The sequence below is a fragment of the Kitasatospora sp. GAS204B genome, from assembly GCF_029892155.1.
In the GTDB taxonomy this organism is placed as follows: Bacteria; Actinomycetota; Actinomycetes; order Streptomycetales; family Streptomycetaceae; genus Kitasatospora.
Genome location: NZ_JARZAG010000019.1, coordinates 42,768 through 60,010 on the forward strand (window position 1 = coordinate 42,768; position 17,243 = coordinate 60,010).

The window sequence follows — 17,243 nt, forward strand, 5'->3', positions numbered from 1 at the left end:
GAGCTACCATGCCCCGTCCCGCGAAGGGTGCCCGCCTCGGTGGCGGCCCGCACCACGAGCCGCTGCTGCTCGCCGGCCTGTGCCGTGAGCTGTTCCAGTACGGCCGCATCACCACGACCGAGGCCAAGGCCCGTCGGATGCGCCCGCTGGCGGAGAAGCTGATCACCAAGGCGAAGGTCGGCGACATCCACAACCGTCGCATCGTCCGCAAGACGATCACCGACGTCTCCGTGCTGCACACCCTCTTCACCGAGATCGCGCCGCGCTACGAGAACCGTCCGGGTGGCTACACCCGGATCACCAAGATCGGTCCCCGTCGTGGCGACAACGCCCCGATGGCCGTGATCGAGCTGGTCGAGGCGCTGACCGTCGCGCAGACCGCCGTCGGTGAGGCCGAGGCCGCCACCAAGCGCGCCGTCAAGGAGACCGAGGCTGCCGCTCCGGCTGCCGCCGAGGTCGCCGACGAGGCCCCCGCCGACGCCGCCCCGGCGGACGAGCAGGCCTGACGCCGGTAGGTGTTCTCAACGGGCCCGTTTCCCCGCTTCGGCGGGGGAGCGGGCCCGTTCCCTTGTGACGGAGGTATGTGGTGAACGACTGCGCCGAGCAGCCGCCCGTGAAGGACGGCCCCGCCGCGGGTCACGTCCGGATCCGGCTCGATCTGGCCTATCACGGCGCCGAGTTCTCCGGCTGGGCGCGCCAGCGGGGGCGGCGCACGGTGCAGGAGGAGATCGAGAGCGCGCTGCAGGTCGTCACCCGCAGCGCGGAGCTGTTCCCGCTCACGGTGGCCGGGCGCACCGACGCCGGGGTGCACGCGCGCGGGCAGGTGGCGCACGTCGACCTGCCGGACGAGGTGTGGGCCGGCCACGGCGAGAAGCTGCTGCGGCGCCTGGCCGGGCGACTGCCGGCGGATGTCCGGATCTACCGGGTGAGCGAGGCGCCGGCCGGCTTCGACGCGCGGTTCGCGGCGATCTGGCGGCGGTACGCGTACCGGGTGGCCGACCACCCGGGCGGGGTGGACCCGCTGCTGCGCGGTCATGTGCTCTGGCACGACCGGCCGTTGGACGTCGCGAAGATGAACGAGGCGGCGCGACTGCTGCTCGGCGAGCACGACTTCGCCGCGTACTGCAAGAAGCGCGAGGGCGCGACCACCATCCGCACGCTGCTCGAACTGCACTGGGACCGGGTGCCGATGGACCCGTACGCGGCCCAGCAGGGCTCGCTGGCGGTGGCCACGGTGCGGGCCGACGCGTTCTGCCACAACATGGTGCGGGCCCTGGTCGGCGCGATGCTGCTGGTCGGGGACGGGCACCGGCCGGTGGAGTTCCCCGGCGAGGTGCTGCGCGGCGGGGTGCGCAACAGCGCGGTCAACGTGATCCGGCCCTACGGGCTGACCCTGGAGGAGGTCGGCTACCCGGCCGACGACCAGCTCGCCGAGCGGAACCGGATGGCGCGGCGGATGCGGACGCTGCCGGGCCAGGCCTAATCCATTTGGTGACGACACGCGGGCACTGCACAATTTCGACCCATGGGACACGTCGAGATTTCGCACCTTGAGTACTACCTGCCGGACGGGCGGGTGTTGTTCGACGACGCGTCCTTCCGGGTCGGCGAGGGCTCCGCGGTCGCGCTGGTGGGCGCCAACGGGGCCGGCAAGACCACGCTGCTGCGGATGATCGCCGGTGACACCCAACCCCACGGCGGGACGGTGACGGTCTCCGGCGGGCTCGGCGTGATGCGCCAGTTCGTCGGCACCACCGGGCGCGAGGACCAACGGGAGACGCCGGGCGCGCTGGCGCCGGACGCCTCGGTGCGGGACCTGCTGGTCTCGGTCGCCCCGCCGCGGATCGCGGTGGCCGCCAAGGCGGTGGACGCCGCGGAACTCGCGATGATGGCCCAGGACGACGAGAAGTCGCAGATGGCCTATGCCCAGGCGCTCTCCGACTGGGCGGACGCCGGCGGCTACGACTACGAGACCGACTGGGACGTCTGCACCACGGCGGCCCTCGGGATGCCCTTCGACCGGGCCCAGTTCCGCGGTCTGAACACGCTCTCCGGCGGTGAGCAGAAGCGGCTGGTGCTGGAGAGCTTGCTGCGCGGCCCGGACGAGGTGCTGCTGCTCGACGAGCCGGACAACTACCTCGACGTGCCGGGCAAGCGCTGGCTGGAGGAGGCCATCAAGGCCACCTCCAAGACCGTGCTGTACATCTCGCACGACCGCGAGCTGCTCTCCCGCACCGCCGACAAGATCATCAGCGTCGAGTCGGGCTTCGGTGGCGGCGGCAGCACCGTCTGGGTGCACGGCGGCGGCTTCGACTCCTTCCACGAGGCCCGCAAGGAGCGCTTCGCCCGGTTCGAGGAGCTCGGCCGCCGCTGGGACGAGGAGCACGCCAAGCTGAAGAAGCTGGTGGTCACGCTGCGCCAGGCGGCCTCGGTCAGCCACGCGCTGGCCACCCGCTACGCCGCCGCGCAGACCCGCCTGAAGAAGTTCGAGGAGGCCGGCCGGCCGGAGGAGCCGCCGCGCGAGCAGAACATCACCATGCGGCTCAAGGGCGGCCGCACCGGCGTGCGGGCGCTCACCATCGAGCAGTTGGAGCTCACCGGCCTGATGAAGCCCTTCGACCTGGAGGTCTTCTACGGCCAGCGGGTCGCGGTGCTCGGCTCCAACGGCTCCGGCAAGTCGCACTTCCTGCGGCTGCTCGCGGGCGACGAGTCGGTCAAGCACGGCGGCGGCTTCAAGCTCGGCGCCCGGGTGGTGCCCGGCCACTTCCGGCAGACCCACGCCCACCCCGAGCTGTTCGGGCGCACGGTCCGCTCGATCATCGAGCAGGAGCACGCGCTCAGCCGCGGCGCCGCGATGGGCGCGCTGCGCCGGTACGAGCTGGACCGGCAGGAGGAGCAGAAGTTCGAGTCGCTCTCCGGCGGCCAGCAGGCCCGGCTGATGATCCTCAAACTGGAGCTGGACGGGGTGACGGCGCTGCTGCTCGACGAGCCCACCGACAACCTGGACCTGGACAGCGCCGAGGCCCTGCAGGAGGGGCTGGAGGCCTTCGACGGCACGGTGCTCTGCGTCACCCACGACCGCTGGTTCGCCAAGACCTTCGACCGCTTCCTGGTCTTCGGCGCCGACGGCCGGGTCTACGAGTCGCCCGAGCCGGTCTGGGACGAGGAACGGGTGCGGCGCGAGCGCTGACCGGAGCGCTGACGGGAGCTCCGGGCGGCACGGGTTTGGAGCTGGCAGCCGGTAGCGGGTAGTGTGGGCCCTTGTTGTGCGTATTGGCTCGCTCCATCTCACGTGAGAGGTCGGTACGCCGGAGATACCAGGCCGATGACCAGCGGCTCCCCTTGAATTGCGTCCAAGTGGACCAGGCTGATCTCTCGTCCAGGTGCTCCTGTCAGGACTCACTCACTGAAAAGCGAAGGCTACGACCGTGCGTACGTACAGCCCCAAGCCCGGCGACGTCCAGCGTCAGTGGCACGTCATCGACGCGACCGACGTCGTGCTCGGCCGCCTGGCCTCTCAGGCCGCCAACCTCCTGCGGGGCAAGCACAAGGCGATCTACGCGCCGCACGTTGACACTGGTGACTTCGTCATCATCATCAACGCCGACAAGGTGCACCTGTCCGGTAACAAGAAGACCCAGAAGCTGGCCTACCGCCACTCGGGCTTCCCGGGTGGTCTGCGCTCGGTGCGCTACGACGACCTGCTGGACAAGAACCCGGAGAAGGCCGTCGAGAAGGCCATCAAGGGCATGATCCCCAAGAACAGCCTGGGCCGTCAGATGATCTCGAAGCTGAAGGTCTACTCGGGCGACCAGCACCCGCACACTGCCCAGCAGCCGGTGCCGTTCGAGATCACCCAGGTCGCGCAGTAATTCCGGCCACCAAGCCCCTTAACTAAGAAAAGCTGAGGAACATCGTGGCCGAGAACGCTGCCATCGAGACCCCCCTGGACATCGAGGTCGACGAGGAGTACACCGAGTACACCTCCGAGGACACCGAGTCGTACTCCACCGAGTCGCTGGCCGGCCGCTTCGCCGAGGCCGTCCCCGGCGCCGGCCTCGGCCGTCGCAAGGAGGCGATCGCCCGCGTGCGCATCGTCCCCGGCACCGGCGTGTGGAAGATCAACGGTCGCACCCTGGAGAACTACTTCCCCAACAAGGTGCACCAGCAGACCGTGAACGAGCCCTTCAAGCTCCTTGAGCTGGACGGCCGTTACGACGTCATCGCGCGCATCGCGGGCGGCGGCGTCTCCGGTCAGGCCTACGCGCTGCGCCTCGGCGTGGCCCGCGCCCTGAACGAGGCCGACGTGGACAACAACCGCGGCGCCCTCAAGAAGGCCGGCTTCCTGACCCGTGACTCGCGCGCCGTCGAGCGCAAGAAGGCCGGTCTCAAGAAGGCCCGCAAGGCCCCGCAGTACAGCAAGCGCTAGTCACCCCCGGGGGTGCGTACCGCCCTTGGTGCGCACCCCGCAGGCGGGACCCACGCCCCGGGGCACTTCATGTGCCCCGGGGCGTTGTGCTCCCTGGGCCGGTCAGGCGGCCAGGGATTCCTCCCCACCGGTCGGCCCCTCCCCAGGCCGTCCGGTGGCCGGCAACGAAGGACGGGAACGTGGCACGACTCTTCGGTACGGACGGCGTACGCGGTGTGGCGAACATCGGACTGACCGCCGAACTGGCACTGGGCCTGTCGATGGCCGCCGCGCACGTGCTCGGCGACGCGGGCGACCTGGGCGGCCGGCGCCCGGTGGCGGTGGTCGGCCGCGACCCGCGCGCCTCCGGCGAGTTCCTGGAGGCGGCCGTGATCGCCGGGCTGGCCGGCTCCGGGGTGGACGTGCTGCGGGTCGGCGTGCTGCCCACCCCCGCGGTGGCGTACCTGACCGGTGTGCTCGGTGCCGACTTCGGCGTGATGCTCTCGGCCAGCCACAACGCCATGCCCGACAACGGCATCAAGTTCCTGGCCCGCGGCGGGCACAAGCTGGACGACGCGATCGAGGACGCGATCGAGGCCGACTACCGCCACTACCTCTCCGGCGACGAGCCGATCCGGCAGCGTCCCACCGGCAGCGTGGTCGGCCGGGTGCACGAGTACACCGAGGGCCTCGACAAGTACGTCGCGCACCTGATCGGCGTGCTGCCCAACCGGCTGGACGGCATCAGGGTGGTCATCGACGGCGCGCACGGCGCGGCCGCCCGGGTGGCTCCCGAGGCCTTCGCCCGGGCCGGCGCCGAGGTGGTCTACACGCTGGGCGCCGAGCCGACCGGGCTGAACATCAACGACGGCGTCGGCTCCACCCACCTGGGCGGGCTGTGCCAGGCGATGCGCGAGCACCAGGCGGACCTCGGCATCGCGCTGGACGGCGACGCCGACCGCTGCCTGGCCGCCGACACCGAGGGCAACGAGGTGGACGGCGACCAGATCATCGCGATCCTGGCGGTGGCCATGCGCGAGGCCGGCACGCTGCGCGGCAACACCGCGGTCGGCACCGTGATGGCCAACCTGGGCTTCAAGCTGGCCATGGAGCGCGAGGGCATCGACCTGGTCGAGACGGCGGTCGGCGACCGCTACGTGCTGGAGGCGATGAAGGAGCACGGCTACGCGCTGGGCGGCGAGCAGTCCGGCCACGTGATCCTGCTGGACCACGCGACCACCGGCGACGGCACCCTGACCGGCCTGATGCTGGGCGCCCGGCTGGCGGCCACCAAGCAGCCGCTGGCCGACCTGGCCGCCGTGATGACCCGGCTGCCGCAGGTGCTGATCAACGTCAAGGGCGTGGACAAGGCCCGGGTGGCCGACTGCGCCGAGCTGACCGCGGCCGTGGCCGCGGCCGAGGCCGAACTCGGCGGCACCGGACGGGTGTTGCTGCGTCCGTCCGGCACCGAGCCGCTGGTTCGGGTGATGGTCGAGGCCGCCGACCACGACCAGGCCGAGGCGGTGGCCGAGAAGCTGGCCGCCGTGGTCAGCGAGCACCTGGCGATCTGACGACGGCTCAGGCCGACCGGCGATCGCCGGTCGGCCTCAAGTCGCGGCAGGGCTCAGAGCTTGCGCAGCAGGGCGCGGCGGACCTTGTGGTCGGCGCCCTTCTGCAGGATCAGGGTGGCCCGGCCCCGGGTCGGCAGTACGTTCTCCAGCAGGTTGGGTTTGTTGATGGTGCGCCAGACCTGACGGCCGTACTCCATCGCCTCCTCCTGCGGCACCTCGGTGAACCGGCGGAAGTAGGAGCTGGGGTCGAGGAAGGCGGTGTCCCGCAGCTTCTTGAAGCGGGACAGGTACCAGTTCTCGATGTCGTCGGTCCGGGCGTCCACGTAGATCGAGAAGTCGAAGTAGTCGGCCACCGCGAGCCGGGTGCGGCCGTCGGTGCCGGGCAGCGCGGGCTGCAGCACGTTGAGGCCCTCGACGATCAGGATGTCCGGGCGCTGCACCACCAGTCGCTCGCCCGGCACGATGTCGTAGACCAGGTGCGAGTAGACCGGGGCCGAGACCTGCTGCTTGCCCGCCTTGACGTCCGCCACGAAGCGCATCAGGGCCCGGCGGTCGTAGGACTCCGGGAAGCCCTTGCGGGCCATCAGGCCGCGCCGGCGCAGCTCCGCGTTGGGCAGCAGGAAGCCGTCGGTGGTGACCAGTTCGACCCGCGGGTGTTCGGGCCAGCGGGCCAGCAGCGCCTGCAGCAGCCGGGCGGTGGTGGACTTGCCGACCGCCACCGAGCCGGCCACCCCGATGATGAACGGGGTGCGGGTGCGCTCGGTGTCCGGGGTGTCCAGGAAGGTGCCCAGCGCCCCGCGCAGCTCGTGGGTGGCGTGGATGTAGAGGTTGAGCAGCCGGGACAGCGGCAGGTAGACGTCACGGACCTCGTCCAGGTCCAATGCTGTGCCGAGGCCGCGCAGTTGCTCCACCTCGGCCGCGCTCAGCGGCAGCGGGGTGCGGTCGCGCAGGGCGCTCCACTCGGCCCGGGACAGATCGACGTACGGCGACGGCGACGGGCTGGGCGCCGAGGAGGCGCCCTGGCTACAGAGTTCGGTCAGCACATGGTCCATTGTGAGCCGTCCGAGGGCGCACGGGCGCTGTGGTGTCGGTCACCAGCTGTCGCCCCGAGGGCGGCCCTAGGGAAACCCGAGCACGGCTTTCGCCCAGGAAGCGCCCTTATGCTGATCCCTATGTGCGGAATTGTTGGTTATGTGGGCTCCCAGCCCGCGCTCGACGTAGTGATCGCAGGGCTGCAGCGCCTGGAGTACCGAGGGTACGACTCGGCCGGTGTGGCCATCCAGACGGCGGACTCCTCAGGGCAGTGGAGTCTCGCCACCGACAAGCGGGCCGGAAAGCTCGCCAATCTCGAGAAGTCGCTCGCCGAGACCCCTCTTCCCGGCGGCACCACCGGAATCGGCCACACCCGCTGGGCCACCCACGGCGGACCCACCGACGCCAACGCCCACCCTCATGTGGACGACCACTGCAAGGTCGCGGTGGTCCACAACGGCATCATCGAGAACTTCGCCCAGCTGCGGGCCGAGCTGGCCGAGCGCGGCCACACGCTGCGCTCGGAGACCGACACCGAGGTGGTCGCGCACCTGCTGGCCGAGGCCTACGACGGCGATCTGGCCGAGGCGATGCGCACCGTGTGCCGCCGGCTGGACGGCGCCTTCACCCTGGTGGCGGTGCACGCGGACGCGCCCGGCACGGTGGTCGGCGCGCGCCGCAACTCGCCGCTGGTGGTCGGGCGCGGGGTGGGCGAGAACTTCCTCGCCTCCGACGTGTCCGCCTTCATCGCGCACACCCGCGAGGCGATCGAGCTGGGCCAGGACCAGGTGGTCGAGCTGCGCGCCGACGCCGTCACCGTGACGGACTTTCACGGCGCGCCGGTCGAGGTCCGCGAGTACCACGTGGACTGGGACGCCTCGGCTGCCGAGAAGGGCGGCTACGACTACTTCATGCTCAAGGAGATCGCCGAGCAGCCGAAGGCGGTCGCCGACACCCTGCTCGGCCGGATCGGCACCGACGGGCGCCTGACCCTGGACGAGGTGCGGATACCGGACTCGGTGCTGCGCGAGGTCGACAAGGTCGTCATCGTGGCCTGCGGCACCGCCTTCCACGCGGGCATGATCGCCAAGTACGCGATCGAGCACTGGACCCGGATCCCCTGCGAGGTCGAGGTCGCCTCCGAGTTCCGCTACCGGGACCCGATCCTGGACGACCGCACGCTGGTGATCGCGATCTCGCAGTCCGGCGAGACCATGGACACCCTGATGGCGCTGCGGCACGCCCGCGAGCAGGGCGCCCGGGTGCTGGCGATCTGCAACACCAACGGCTCGACCATCCCGCGCGAGTCCGACGCGGTGCTCTACACCCACGCCGGACCCGAGGTGGCGGTCGCCTCCACCAAGGCCTTCCTCACCCAGCTGGTCGCCTGCTACCTGGTCGCGCTCTACCTGGGTCAGGTGCGCGGCACCAAGTGGGGCGACGAGATCACCGCGGTGATCAAGGAGCTGTCCGACGCGCCGAAGCAGCTCGAGCAGGTGCTGCGGACCATGGAGCCGGTGCGCGAGCTGGCCCGCTCGCTGGCCGACGCCAAGTCGGTGCTCTTCCTCGGCCGGCACGTCGGCTTCCCGGTGGCCCTGGAGGGCGCGCTCAAGCTCAAGGAGCTGGCGTACATGCACGCCGAGGGCTTCGCGGCCGGCGAGCTGAAGCACGGCCCGATCGCGCTGATCGAGGAGGGGCTGCCGGTCGTCGTGGTGGTGCCCTCGCCGCGCGGGCGGTCGATCCTGCACGACAAGATCGTCTCCAACATCCAGGAGATCCGGGCGCGCGGCGCGCGGACCATCGTGATCGCCGAGGAGGGCGACGAGGCGGTGGTCCCGTACGCCGACCACCTGATCTCGATCCCGGTCACCCCGACGCTGCTCCAGCCGCTGGTCTCCACCGTGCCGCTGCAGGTCTTCGCCTGCGAGCTGGCCACCGCCAAGGGCCACGAGGTGGACCAGCCGCGCAACCTGGCGAAGTCGGTGACGGTGGAGTGAGCGGAGCCGGCGCCGACCATCAAGCGCCGTGGTGACGGTGGAGTAGCCACCGGTTATGGTCGGCGGGTGATCATCGGAGTTGGTATCGACGTCGCCTCGATCGACCGTTTCGCCGAGGCGCTGGCACGTACGCCGGCCCTCGGCGACCGCCTCTTCACCGCGGCCGAGCGCGTGCTGCCTTCGGGCCAGCAGCGCTCGGCCGCCTCGTTGGCGGCGCGTTTCGCGGCCAAGGAGGCGCTGGCCAAGGCGCTCGGCGCGCCCGGGGGCCTGGAGTGGCACGACGCCGAGGTGCGCAGCGAGCCCTCGGGCCGCCCGACCCTGCACGTCACCGGCACGGTGGCGGCCCTCGCGGCGCGGCTCGAGGTGCGCTCCTGGCACCTGTCGCTGAGCCACGACGCGGGCGTGGCCTCGGCGGTGGTCATCGCCGAGGGGTAGTTTCACTGGCATGCGCCTAGCTCACACCGTCGCCCAGGTCCGGGCCGCCGAGGCGGAACTCGCCGGCCAGCCGCTGATGGACCGGGCGGTGGCCGGCCTCGCCGCCACCTGCGCCCGGCTGCTGACCCGCCGTCGCGGCCGGGTCTACGGCAGCCGGGTGCTGGTGCTCGCGGGCAGCGGCGACAACGGTGGCGACGCGCTCTTCGCCGGCGCCCGCCTGGCCCGGCGCGGGGCGGCGGTGACCGCGGTGCTGCTCAGCCCCGAGCGTGCGCACCGGGCCGCGCTGGCCGCGCTGCGGGCGGCGGGTGGTCGGCTGACGGTCGATCAGCGGGCGGGCCTGGCCGAGTTCCGCCGCGCCGACCTGATCCTGGACGGCATCGTCGGGATCGGCGGCACCGGCGGGCTGCGGCCGGCCGCCGAGCCGTACGCGCGCGAGCCGCGCCGCGGCGTGCTCGTCGCGGTCGACCTGCCGAGCGGGGTGGACGCCGACACCGGGGAGGTCGCCGGGGCGGCGCTGCGCGCCGATCTCACGGTGACCTTCGGCACGCACAAGCCCGGCCTGCTGATCGATCCGGGGGCCGGGTACGCGGGGCCGGTGCAGCTGGTGCCGATCGGCCTGCGCCCGCCCGCCGCGCCCGTCGAAGCCCTGCAGCACGCCGAGGTGGGCGCGCTGCTGCCGCGGCCCGGCGCCGAGAGCGACAAGTACCGGCGCGGCGTGGTCGGCCTGCTGGCCGGCTCCGAGCGCTACCCGGGCGCGGCGCTGCTCGCCGTCGCGGGGGCGCTGCACGGTGGTGCCGGCGCCGTCCGCTACCAGGGCCGACCCGCCGAGGAGGTGGTCCGCCGCCACCCCGAGGTGCTGCTGACCACGGGGCGGGTGCAGTCCTGGGTGGTCGGCCCCGGCTCGGGCGAGGACACCGCCGAGGCGCTGGACGACGCGCTGGCGAGCGAGGTGCCGGTGCTGGTGGACGCCGACGGCCTGACCGAGCTGGCCCGTCGGGGTCCGCGCGAGCTGGCCGGGCGCACCGCGCCCACCCTGCTCACCCCGCACGCGGGCGAGGCCGCCCGGTTGCTCGGCGCGGGGGTGACGGCCGACCAGGTGGCCGCCGCCCGGCTGCGGCACGCCCGCGAGCTGGCCGACCGGTACGGCGCGACGGTGCTGCTCAAGGGCTCGACCACGGTGGTCGCCCGCCCGGACGGCACCGCCCGGGTGAACTCCACCGGCAGCTCCTGGCTGGCCACCGCCGGCAGCGGCGACGTGCTGGCGGGCCTGGCGGGCGCGCTGCTCGCGGCCGGTCTGCCGCCCTTCGACGCCGCGCCGGCCGCCGCCTACCTGCACGGCCTGGCCGGGCGGCTGGCGGCGGGCGAACCGCACGGCGCGCCGATCACCGCGAGCGAGGTCGCCGCCGCCCTGCCGGCCGCCTGGCGCGACGTGGCGCAGGGGGGTCGGGCGGCCGACGCAGCAGGTCTGGGAGACTGAACCCGATGACAACTGCGAAGACGACCGGGACCGCCATGCTCGCCGAGGGACTGCGTGCCGAGGCGGCCATCGACCTGGCCGCGCTGCGCGGCAACCTCGCCTCGCTGCGCGAGCGCGCGCCGGGCGCGGACCTGATGGCCGTGGTGAAGGCCGATGCCTACGGGCACGGTGCGCTGCCCTGTGCCCTGGAGGCGCTGGCCGCCGGGGTGCGGTGGATCGGCACCGCCACGCCCGAGGAGGCGCTGGCGCTGCGCGCTGCCGGGATCGCGCCGGAGCAGGCCCGGATCCTGTGCTGGCTGTGGACGCCCGGCGGCCCGTGGGCGCAGGCGGTGCGGGCTCGGATCGACGTCTCGATCAGCGGTCAGTGGGCGCTCGACGAGCTGCTCGACGCGGTCCGGGCCACCGGCCTGCCGGCCCGGGTCCATCTGAAGGCCGACACCGGTCTCGGCCGCAACGGCTGCCAGCCGCAGGCCTGGCCCGACCTGGTGGACGCCGCGCTGCGGGCCCAGGCCCAGGGCCTGCTCCAGGTGGTCGGCCTCTGGTCGCACTTCGCCGCCGCCGACGAGCCCGGCCACCCGTCGATCCAGGCCCAGCTGGACGCCTTCGCCTCGATGCTGGCCTACGCCGAGCGGGCCGGGGTGCGTCCTGAGGTGCGGCACCTGGCCAACTCGCCCGCCACCCTGCTGCTCCCCGAGGCGCACTACGACCTGGTGCGCACCGGCCTGGCGATGTACGGGGTGTCGCCGGTGCCCGAGGTGGGCGCCCCCGCCGACTTCGGGCTGCGCCCGGTGATGTCGCTCAGCGCCCGGCTCGCCCTGGTCAAGGACGTTCCCGGCGGACACGGCGTCAGCTACGGCCACCAGTACCACACGCCGGGGGAGACCACGCTGGGCCTGGTCCCGGTCGGCTACGCCGACGGCATCCCGCGGCACGCCAGCGGCACCGGGCCGGTCCAGATCGCCGGCAAGTGGCACACGGTGGCCGGGCGGGTCGCGATGGACCAGTTCGTGGTGGACCTGGGAGGTGGCACCCCGCCGGTCGGCGAGGAGGTGCTGATCTTCGGCAGCGGCGAGCGCGGCGAGCCGACCGCCGAGGACTGGGCCCGGGCCTGCGGGACGATCGCGTACGAGATCGTCACCCGGATCGGCGCCCGGGTGCCGCGCCGCTACCTGGGCGGGACCGGAGCGCGGCCGTGAGCGAGGAGCCCGGCGGGGGGTCGGTGAGCCGGGCCGGGCTGATCGGCCTGTCGCTCGGCATGGCCGCCGCCGGGGCCGCGGCCGGCATCGCGATCGAGCGCCTGACGCTGGGCCGGGCGCGCCAGCGGGCCCGCGAGCGGCTGGACGCGGTCGCGCCGTTCGGCTCGCTGCGCGGGCGGCCGCGCACGGTGGCGGCCGAGGACGGCACCGAGCTGTACGTCGAGCTGGACGGCCCCGAGGACGCGCCGCTGACCGTGGTGTTCTGCCACGGCTACTGCCTCAACCAGGACGTCTTCCACTTCCAGCGGGCGGCGTTCCGCGGCGACCTGCGGCTGGTCTTCTGGGACCAGCGCAGCCACGGCCGGTCCGAGCGCTCCCGCTCCTACCTGGCCGGGCGGCCCGCCTCGATCGACCAGCTGGGCGGCGACCTCGGGGCGGTGCTCGACGCGGTGGTCCCGAGCGGGCCGATCGTGCTGGTCGGCCACTCGATGGGCGGCATGAGCGTGATGGCGCTGGCCGAGCAGCGCCCGCGGCTGTTCCGCGACCGGGTGGCCGGGGTGGCGCTGATCGGCACCACGGCCGGCCAGTGGGAGACGGTGACCCTCGGGCTGTCCCCGGTCGGCACCAGACTCTGGCGCCGGCTGGGCCCCGGGGTGGTCCGGCTCCTGGGCAGCCAGGTCGGCCTGGTGGAGACCACCCGGCGTCTCGGCGCCGACGTCAGCGCCGTCTTCTACCGGCGCTTCTCCTTCGGTGGCGACGGCAAGGACGTCGACCCGGCGGTCGCCCGGTTCGCCGACCAGCTGCTGGACAGCACCCCGATCGACGTGGTCGCCGAGTTCTACCCCGCCTTCGCCGCGCACGAGAAGACGGCGGCGCTCACCGCGCTGGCCGAGCTGCCGGTGCTGGTGCTGGCCGGCACCGAGGACCTGCTCACCCCGGTCGCGCACAGCGAGGCCATCGCCCGGGCGCTGCCGCGAGCCGAACTGGCGCTGCTCCCCGGCGCCGGGCACCTGGTGCTGCTGGAACGCCCGGAGGAGGTCAACGCCCGCCTGGCGGAGCTGATCCAGCGGGCGGGCGGCCCCGAGGTCTGACGACAGGACCTGGGACCGTGCGCGATGTGGCACGGTTGGCTCAACGTCCGTGCGGCAGAACAAGAGGAAGCCATGGCCCCCCAGACCACACTCACCGTCCGTACCCCCGAGCGGATGACCGGGCTCGGCCGGCGGCTGGCCGGGGTGCTGCGGCCCGGCGATCTGGTGCTGCTCTCCGGGGAGTTGGGAGCGGGCAAGACCACGCTCACCCGGGGGCTCGGCGAGGGGCTCGGGGTGCGCGGGGCGGTGACCTCGCCGACCTTCGTGATCGCGCGAGTGCACCCCTCGCTCGTCGGCGGGCCCGCGCTGGTGCACGTGGACGCGTACCGCCTGGGCGGCGGGCTGGACGAGATGGAGGACCTCGACCTGGACGTTTCGCTGCCGGAGTCGGTGGTGGTGGTCGAGTGGGGCGAGGGCAAGGTCGAGCAGCTCTCGGCGGACCGGCTGGAGGTGCGGATCGAGCGGGCGCTCGGGGGCGGCGAGCGGCCGGAGGCCGACGAGGACCCGCGCCGGGTCACGCTGACCGGTCTCGGCGGCCGCTGGGACGGGGTCGACCTGGCCGCGCTGGACGGCTGAGGTTTTTTCCGACAGCGTGTCGGCATCATGTTGCAGCCGGAGGTGGCGCCATGATGGGATGGGCTTTGCAGTTAGGTGTACCTAACTAGGGAGTCCGCCATGCAGAGCAGCACCCCCGTGACCAGGAAAGCCCCGGAGCCGGCCGAGCGGGTCCCGATGGACCGGCTGCTGGCCGCCACCGCCGCGGCGGTGGCCGTCTGCACGCCGCCGAAGCCCGGCGAGGCGGCTCAGCCGACGACCTGTACCCGGGTGCCGTCGGGGGCGAAGTCCCAGAGCGTCTGACCGTCGGCCCGGTCGAAGCGGATCCCGCCGGTCTTGACCTTCGGATCGGCCGGCGCGGTGGAGCCGTCGAGCGCCGCACTGAACCCGAAGACGACACCACCCTGCTGAGTGAACCGGACCACGTGCTCGATCTGCTTGCCGTCGGTCCCGGCCCCGGCGGGCGCCCGGCTGTAGACGGTGTAGCTGCCCGGCGCCGGGTTGACCGAGCCGGGCACCACCGGGAAGGCGGCCTGGATCTCGGGGGTCTTCTTCGGGTCGACCAGCCAGACCTCCTTGGCGCTCAGCGAGTAGACCACCCGCAGGGTGCTGCCCTCCGCCGACTTGGGCAGCGGCGGAGCGCTCGGGGAGGCGTCGGCGCTCGGGGTCGGCGAGCCGGCCGGTGCGGTGCCGGCGTTGGGCGGCGGCTGGGCGGCCGAGGCGCGGCCGGCGGTGCCGTCGGCCTGGACGGCCAGCAGGGCGACCAGCGCCATGGCGCTCAGGGTCAGACCGGCGACCGCGACTGCAGGACCCTTCATCGCCACCGCGCACTCCCGTCGTTCGTAGGGCCGTGAGCCCCATCGTGCCAGGTTCCGGGCGGGGCCCAGGGACCTGGAGAACGTGTGTTCCGTACGGGGACAGAGGGTCGACTCCGGCGACCCTCTAACCTGGACCCGTGCTGCTGCTCGCGTTCGACACCGCTACCCCCGCCGTCACCGCCGCCGTCCATGACGGCGCGACCGTCCTGGCGCAGACCTACCAGGTCGACGCCCGGCGCCACGGCGAACTGCTGCTGCCCACCATCGCGCGGGTGCTCGCCGAGGCCGGCGTGGACAAGCGCGAGCTGACCGCGCTCGCGGTCGGCGTCGGCCCGGGCCCGTACACCGGGCTGCGGGTGGGTCTGGCCACGGCCGCCGCGCTCGGGCACGCGCTCGACCTGCCGGTGCACGGTGTCTGCACGCTGGACGCGATCGCCCGGCAGGCGCGCGCCGAAGGCCTGAGCGGCCCGTTCACGGCGGCCACTGACGCGCGTCGCAAGGAGGTCTACTGGGCCGACTACGACGCGGCGGGGCGCCGGATCGAGGGCCCGGCGGTGGACCGGCCCGGCGACCTGACGGTCCGTCAGGTCTCGGTGGGCGCCGGCGCGCTGCTCTACCCCGAGACCTTCCCGGGCGCGCGCGGGCCCGAGCACCTGTCGGCCGGCGCGCTGGCCGACTTCGCGGTCGCCGAACTGGCCGCCGGACGCGAGCTGTTGCCGCCGCTGCCGCTCTACCTGCGCCGCCCTGACGCGCAGGTCCCCGCCGGCTACAAGGCGGTGCTGCCGGCGTGACCGCGGGCACGCGCACGACGAGGATCACGCTGCGCCCGATGCGCTGGTGGGACATCGCGCCGGTGCTGGATCTCGAGCACACGCTCTTCCCCGAGGACGCCTGGTCGGCCGGGATGTACTGGTCGGAGCTGGCCGACGCGCACCCCGGCGGCAGCCGCCACTACACGGTGGCCACCACCGAGGACGGCACCATCGTGGGCTACGCCGGACTGATGGCGGGGCCCGGCGAGGCGGACGTGCAGACCATCGCCGTCGACGACCGCTACCAGGGCCGGGGCCTGGGCGCGGCGCTGCTCACCGACCTGGTCGACGAGTCCGTCCGGCGCGGCTGCACCGAGCTGCTGCTGGAGGTGCGGATCGACAACTTCCGCGCGCAGCGCCTGTACGAGCGGTTCGGCTTCGCGCCGGTCGGCATCCGGCGCGGCTACTACCAGCCGGCCAACGTGGACGCGCTGGTGATGCGCCGCGACCACCGAAACGAGAACGAGACCGAGGAAGACCATGGCTGACGAACCGCTCGTCCTGGGCATCGAGACCTCCTGCGACGAGACCGGCGTCGGCATCGTGCGCGGCACCACCCTGCTGGCCGACGCGGTGGCCTCCAGCGTCAACGACCACGCCCGGTTCGGCGGCGTGGTCCCGGAGATCGCCAGCCGCGCGCACCTGGAGGCGATGGTCCCCACCATCCAGCGCGCGCTGGACACCGCCGGGATCAAGGCGAGCGACCTGGACGGCATCGCGGTCACCGCGGGGCCCGGCCTGGCCGGCGCGCTGCTGGTCGGGGTCAGCGCCGCCAAGGCCTACGCCTGGGCGCTGGACAAGCCGCTCTACGGCGTCAACCACCTCGCCTCGCACATCTGCGTGGACCAGCTGGAGCACGGCCGGCTGCCCGAGCCGACGATGGCCCTGCTGGTCTCCGGCGGCCACTCCTCGCTGCTGCTCACCGGCGACATCACCAGTGACGTGCGCCCGCTCGGCGCCACCATCGACGACGCGGCCGGCGAGGCGTTCGACAAGGTGGCCCGGGTGCTCGGCCTGGGCTTCCCCGGCGGCCCGGTGGTGGACCGGATGGCCCGCGAGGGCGACCGCAAGGCGATCCACTTCCCGCGCGGCCTGAGCGGCCCCAAGGACCCCGAGTTCGACTTCTCCTTCTCCGGCCTGAAGACGGCGGTGGCCCGCTGGGTGGAGGCCAAGCGGCGGGCCGGCGAGGAGGTACCGGTGGCGGACGTCGCGGCCTCCTTCCAGGAGGCGGTCACCGATGTGCTGACCCGCAAGGCGATCAAGGCCTGCCAGGAGCACGACGTGGACCACCTGATGATCGGCGGTGGGGTGGCGGCCAACTCCCGGCTGCGCGCGATGGCCGAGCAGCGCTGCGAGCGGGCCGGCATCCGGCTGCGGGTGCCGCGCCCGGGCCTGTGCACCGACAACGGCGCGATGGTCGCCGCGCTCGGCGCGGAGATGGTCTGGCGCGACCGGCCGACCTCGGCCTTCGACCTCTCGGCCGACTCCTCGCTGCCGGTCACCGAGGTCTCGGTGCCGGCCGCCCTGCTCGGGCACGGCGACGTGCACGGCGAGGCCTACCGCGCGCTGGACGGCGGGCAGGCGTGACCGAGGCGGTGATGTGGGAGGCCAAGGCGGTCGACGGTCGCGGGGCCGAGCTGCTGGGGTGGGCGCGCGAGCACCTGGCCCCCGCGCTCGCGGCGGCCGAGCGGCTGGAGCTGTTCAGCGCGCCCGGTGGGAGGGTGCTGGCGATCAGCTGGTGGCCGGCCCCGGTCGAGCCGGTGACGCCGCCTGAGCCGCCGTCAGAGCTGCTGGCGCGACCGGTGCATCGCTGGTCCTTCCACCGTGAGTACGTGGCCGAAGCACGGTAGC

The 17,243-nt window shown here is 73.2% G+C and carries 19 protein-coding genes; 17 read left to right on the forward strand and 2 right to left on the reverse strand.

The window, feature by feature from the left end:
• Positions 1-8 precede the first annotated feature (8 nt).
• From rplQ to glmM, 6 genes are all read left to right on the forward strand, one after another.
• The gene (gene rplQ, locus P3T41_RS24270) at positions 9-506 is read left to right on the forward strand and encodes a 50S ribosomal protein L17 (protein WP_280692221.1); all 498 of its coding nucleotides are present in this window, start codon (positions 9-11) and stop codon (positions 504-506) included.
• A gap of 77 nt (positions 507-583) precedes the next feature.
• On the forward strand, positions 584-1,483 hold the full coding sequence (gene truA / locus P3T41_RS24275; RefSeq protein WP_280692223.1) for a tRNA pseudouridine(38-40) synthase TruA: 900 nt from the start codon (positions 584-586) through the stop codon (positions 1,481-1,483).
• A gap of 42 nt (positions 1,484-1,525) precedes the next feature.
• Positions 1,526-3,190 (forward strand): ATP-binding cassette domain-containing protein, encoded by a 1,665-nt coding sequence (locus tag P3T41_RS24280; RefSeq protein WP_280692225.1) that lies wholly within the window; start codon positions 1,526-1,528, stop codon positions 3,188-3,190.
• 238 nt (positions 3,191-3,428) lie between these two features.
• Positions 3,429-3,872, forward strand: a complete 444-nt coding sequence (rplM, locus tag P3T41_RS24285; protein WP_280692227.1) for a 50S ribosomal protein L13 — start codon at positions 3,429-3,431, stop codon at positions 3,870-3,872.
• A gap of 44 nt (positions 3,873-3,916) precedes the next feature.
• Positions 3,917-4,429, forward strand: coding sequence for a 30S ribosomal protein S9 (rpsI, locus tag P3T41_RS24290; protein WP_280692229.1), 513 nt, complete (start codon positions 3,917-3,919; stop codon positions 4,427-4,429).
• A 179-nt stretch (positions 4,430-4,608) separates the two neighbouring features.
• Complete coding sequence (gene glmM, locus P3T41_RS24295; protein ID WP_280692231.1) at positions 4,609-5,979, forward strand: phosphoglucosamine mutase; 1,371 nt, start codon at positions 4,609-4,611, stop codon at positions 5,977-5,979.
• Between the two features lie 53 nt (positions 5,980-6,032).
• On the opposite strand, the gene coaA is transcribed toward glmM, so the two are convergent.
• Positions 6,033-7,031 carry a type I pantothenate kinase gene (gene coaA / locus P3T41_RS24300; protein ID WP_280692233.1) on the reverse strand — a complete coding sequence of 333 codons (999 nt, stop codon included), beginning with the start codon at positions 7,029-7,031 and terminating at the stop codon, positions 6,033-6,035.
• Between the two features lie 120 nt (positions 7,032-7,151).
• On the opposite strand from coaA, the gene glmS reads away from it, so the two are divergent.
• The 7 genes from glmS (at position 7,152) to P3T41_RS24335 (ending at position 14,065) form a co-directional block, all read left to right on the forward strand.
• Positions 7,152-9,008 (forward strand): glutamine--fructose-6-phosphate transaminase (isomerizing), encoded by a 1,857-nt coding sequence (gene glmS, locus P3T41_RS24305; RefSeq protein WP_280692234.1) that lies wholly within the window; start codon positions 7,152-7,154, stop codon positions 9,006-9,008.
• Positions 9,009-9,074: 66 nt separating this feature from the next.
• Positions 9,075-9,443 (forward strand): holo-ACP synthase, encoded by a 369-nt coding sequence (locus P3T41_RS24310; protein WP_280692236.1) that lies wholly within the window; start codon positions 9,075-9,077, stop codon positions 9,441-9,443.
• Positions 9,444-9,453: 10 nt separating this feature from the next.
• Complete coding sequence (locus tag P3T41_RS24315) at positions 9,454-10,920, forward strand: NAD(P)H-hydrate dehydratase (protein WP_280692237.1); 1,467 nt, start codon at positions 9,454-9,456, stop codon at positions 10,918-10,920.
• Positions 10,921-10,925: 5 nt separating this feature from the next.
• A complete protein-coding gene (gene alr / locus P3T41_RS24320; protein ID WP_280692239.1) occupies positions 10,926-12,116 on the forward strand; it encodes an alanine racemase in 1,191 nt (396 codons plus the stop codon).
• A 59-nt stretch (positions 12,117-12,175) separates the two neighbouring features.
• Positions 12,176-13,207, forward strand: a complete 1,032-nt coding sequence (locus P3T41_RS24325) for an alpha/beta hydrolase (protein ID WP_280692463.1) — start codon at positions 12,176-12,178, stop codon at positions 13,205-13,207.
• A 72-nt stretch (positions 13,208-13,279) separates the two neighbouring features.
• Positions 13,280-13,783 carry a tRNA (adenosine(37)-N6)-threonylcarbamoyltransferase complex ATPase subunit type 1 TsaE gene (gene tsaE / locus P3T41_RS24330; RefSeq protein WP_280692241.1) on the forward strand — a complete coding sequence of 168 codons (504 nt, stop codon included), beginning with the start codon at positions 13,280-13,282 and terminating at the stop codon, positions 13,781-13,783.
• 99 nt (positions 13,784-13,882) lie between these two features.
• Positions 13,883-14,065, forward strand: a complete 183-nt coding sequence (locus tag P3T41_RS24335; RefSeq protein ID WP_280692243.1) for a hypothetical protein — start codon at positions 13,883-13,885, stop codon at positions 14,063-14,065.
• Here the strand turns inward: P3T41_RS24335 and P3T41_RS24340 are convergent.
• On the reverse strand, positions 14,011-14,580 hold the full coding sequence (locus tag P3T41_RS24340) for a hypothetical protein (RefSeq protein WP_280692245.1): 570 nt from the start codon (positions 14,578-14,580) through the stop codon (positions 14,011-14,013). The two genes, P3T41_RS24335 and P3T41_RS24340, sit on opposite strands and share 55 nt — an antisense overlap.
• A 137-nt stretch (positions 14,581-14,717) precedes the next feature.
• On the opposite strand from P3T41_RS24340, the gene tsaB reads away from it, so the two are divergent.
• The 4 genes from tsaB to P3T41_RS24360 are packed head-to-tail and all read left to right on the forward strand — an operon-like array spanning position 14,718 to position 17,242.
• Entirely contained in the window at positions 14,718-15,371 is a 654-nt protein-coding gene (gene tsaB / locus P3T41_RS24345) for a tRNA (adenosine(37)-N6)-threonylcarbamoyltransferase complex dimerization subunit type 1 TsaB (protein WP_280692247.1), read from the forward strand.
• Positions 15,368-15,880 (forward strand): ribosomal protein S18-alanine N-acetyltransferase, encoded by a 513-nt coding sequence (gene rimI / locus P3T41_RS24350; RefSeq protein ID WP_280692249.1) that lies wholly within the window; start codon positions 15,368-15,370, stop codon positions 15,878-15,880. The genes tsaB and rimI overlap by 4 nt, the downstream gene beginning before the upstream one ends.
• Entirely contained in the window at positions 15,873-16,979 is a 1,107-nt protein-coding gene (tsaD, locus tag P3T41_RS24355) for a tRNA (adenosine(37)-N6)-threonylcarbamoyltransferase complex transferase subunit TsaD (protein ID WP_280692251.1), read from the forward strand. Before rimI ends, tsaD begins: the two co-directional genes overlap by 8 nt.
• On the forward strand, positions 16,976-17,242 hold the full coding sequence (locus tag P3T41_RS24360; RefSeq protein ID WP_280692252.1) for a hypothetical protein: 267 nt from the start codon (positions 16,976-16,978) through the stop codon (positions 17,240-17,242). Before tsaD ends, P3T41_RS24360 begins: the two co-directional genes overlap by 4 nt.
• Position 17,243 lies beyond the last annotated feature (1 nt).

Coding starts and splice junctions, on each gene's coding strand:
- P3T41_RS24335 (WP_280692243.1), top strand. CDS start 13,883: ATGCAGAGCAGCACCCCCGTGACCAGGAAAGCCCCGGAGCCGGCCGAG.
- P3T41_RS24340 (WP_280692245.1), bottom strand. CDS start 14,580: ATGAAGGGTCCTGCAGTCGCGGTCGCCGGTCTGACCCTGAGCGCCATG.
- P3T41_RS24280 (WP_280692225.1), top strand. CDS start 1,526: ATGGGACACGTCGAGATTTCGCACCTTGAGTACTACCTGCCGGACGGG.
- tsaD (WP_280692251.1), top strand. CDS start 15,873: ATGGCTGACGAACCGCTCGTCCTGGGCATCGAGACCTCCTGCGACGAG.
- alr (WP_280692239.1), top strand. CDS start 10,926: ATGACAACTGCGAAGACGACCGGGACCGCCATGCTCGCCGAGGGACTG.
- P3T41_RS24315 (WP_280692237.1), top strand. CDS start 9,454: ATGCGCCTAGCTCACACCGTCGCCCAGGTCCGGGCCGCCGAGGCGGAA.
- P3T41_RS24325 (WP_280692463.1), top strand. CDS start 12,176: ATGGCCGCCGCCGGGGCCGCGGCCGGCATCGCGATCGAGCGCCTGACG.
- rplQ (WP_280692221.1), top strand. CDS start 9: ATGCCCCGTCCCGCGAAGGGTGCCCGCCTCGGTGGCGGCCCGCACCAC.
- glmS (WP_280692234.1), top strand. CDS start 7,152: ATGTGCGGAATTGTTGGTTATGTGGGCTCCCAGCCCGCGCTCGACGTA.
- tsaE (WP_280692241.1), top strand. CDS start 13,280: ATGGCCCCCCAGACCACACTCACCGTCCGTACCCCCGAGCGGATGACC.
- coaA (WP_280692233.1), bottom strand. CDS start 7,031: ATGGACCATGTGCTGACCGAACTCTGTAGCCAGGGCGCCTCCTCGGCG.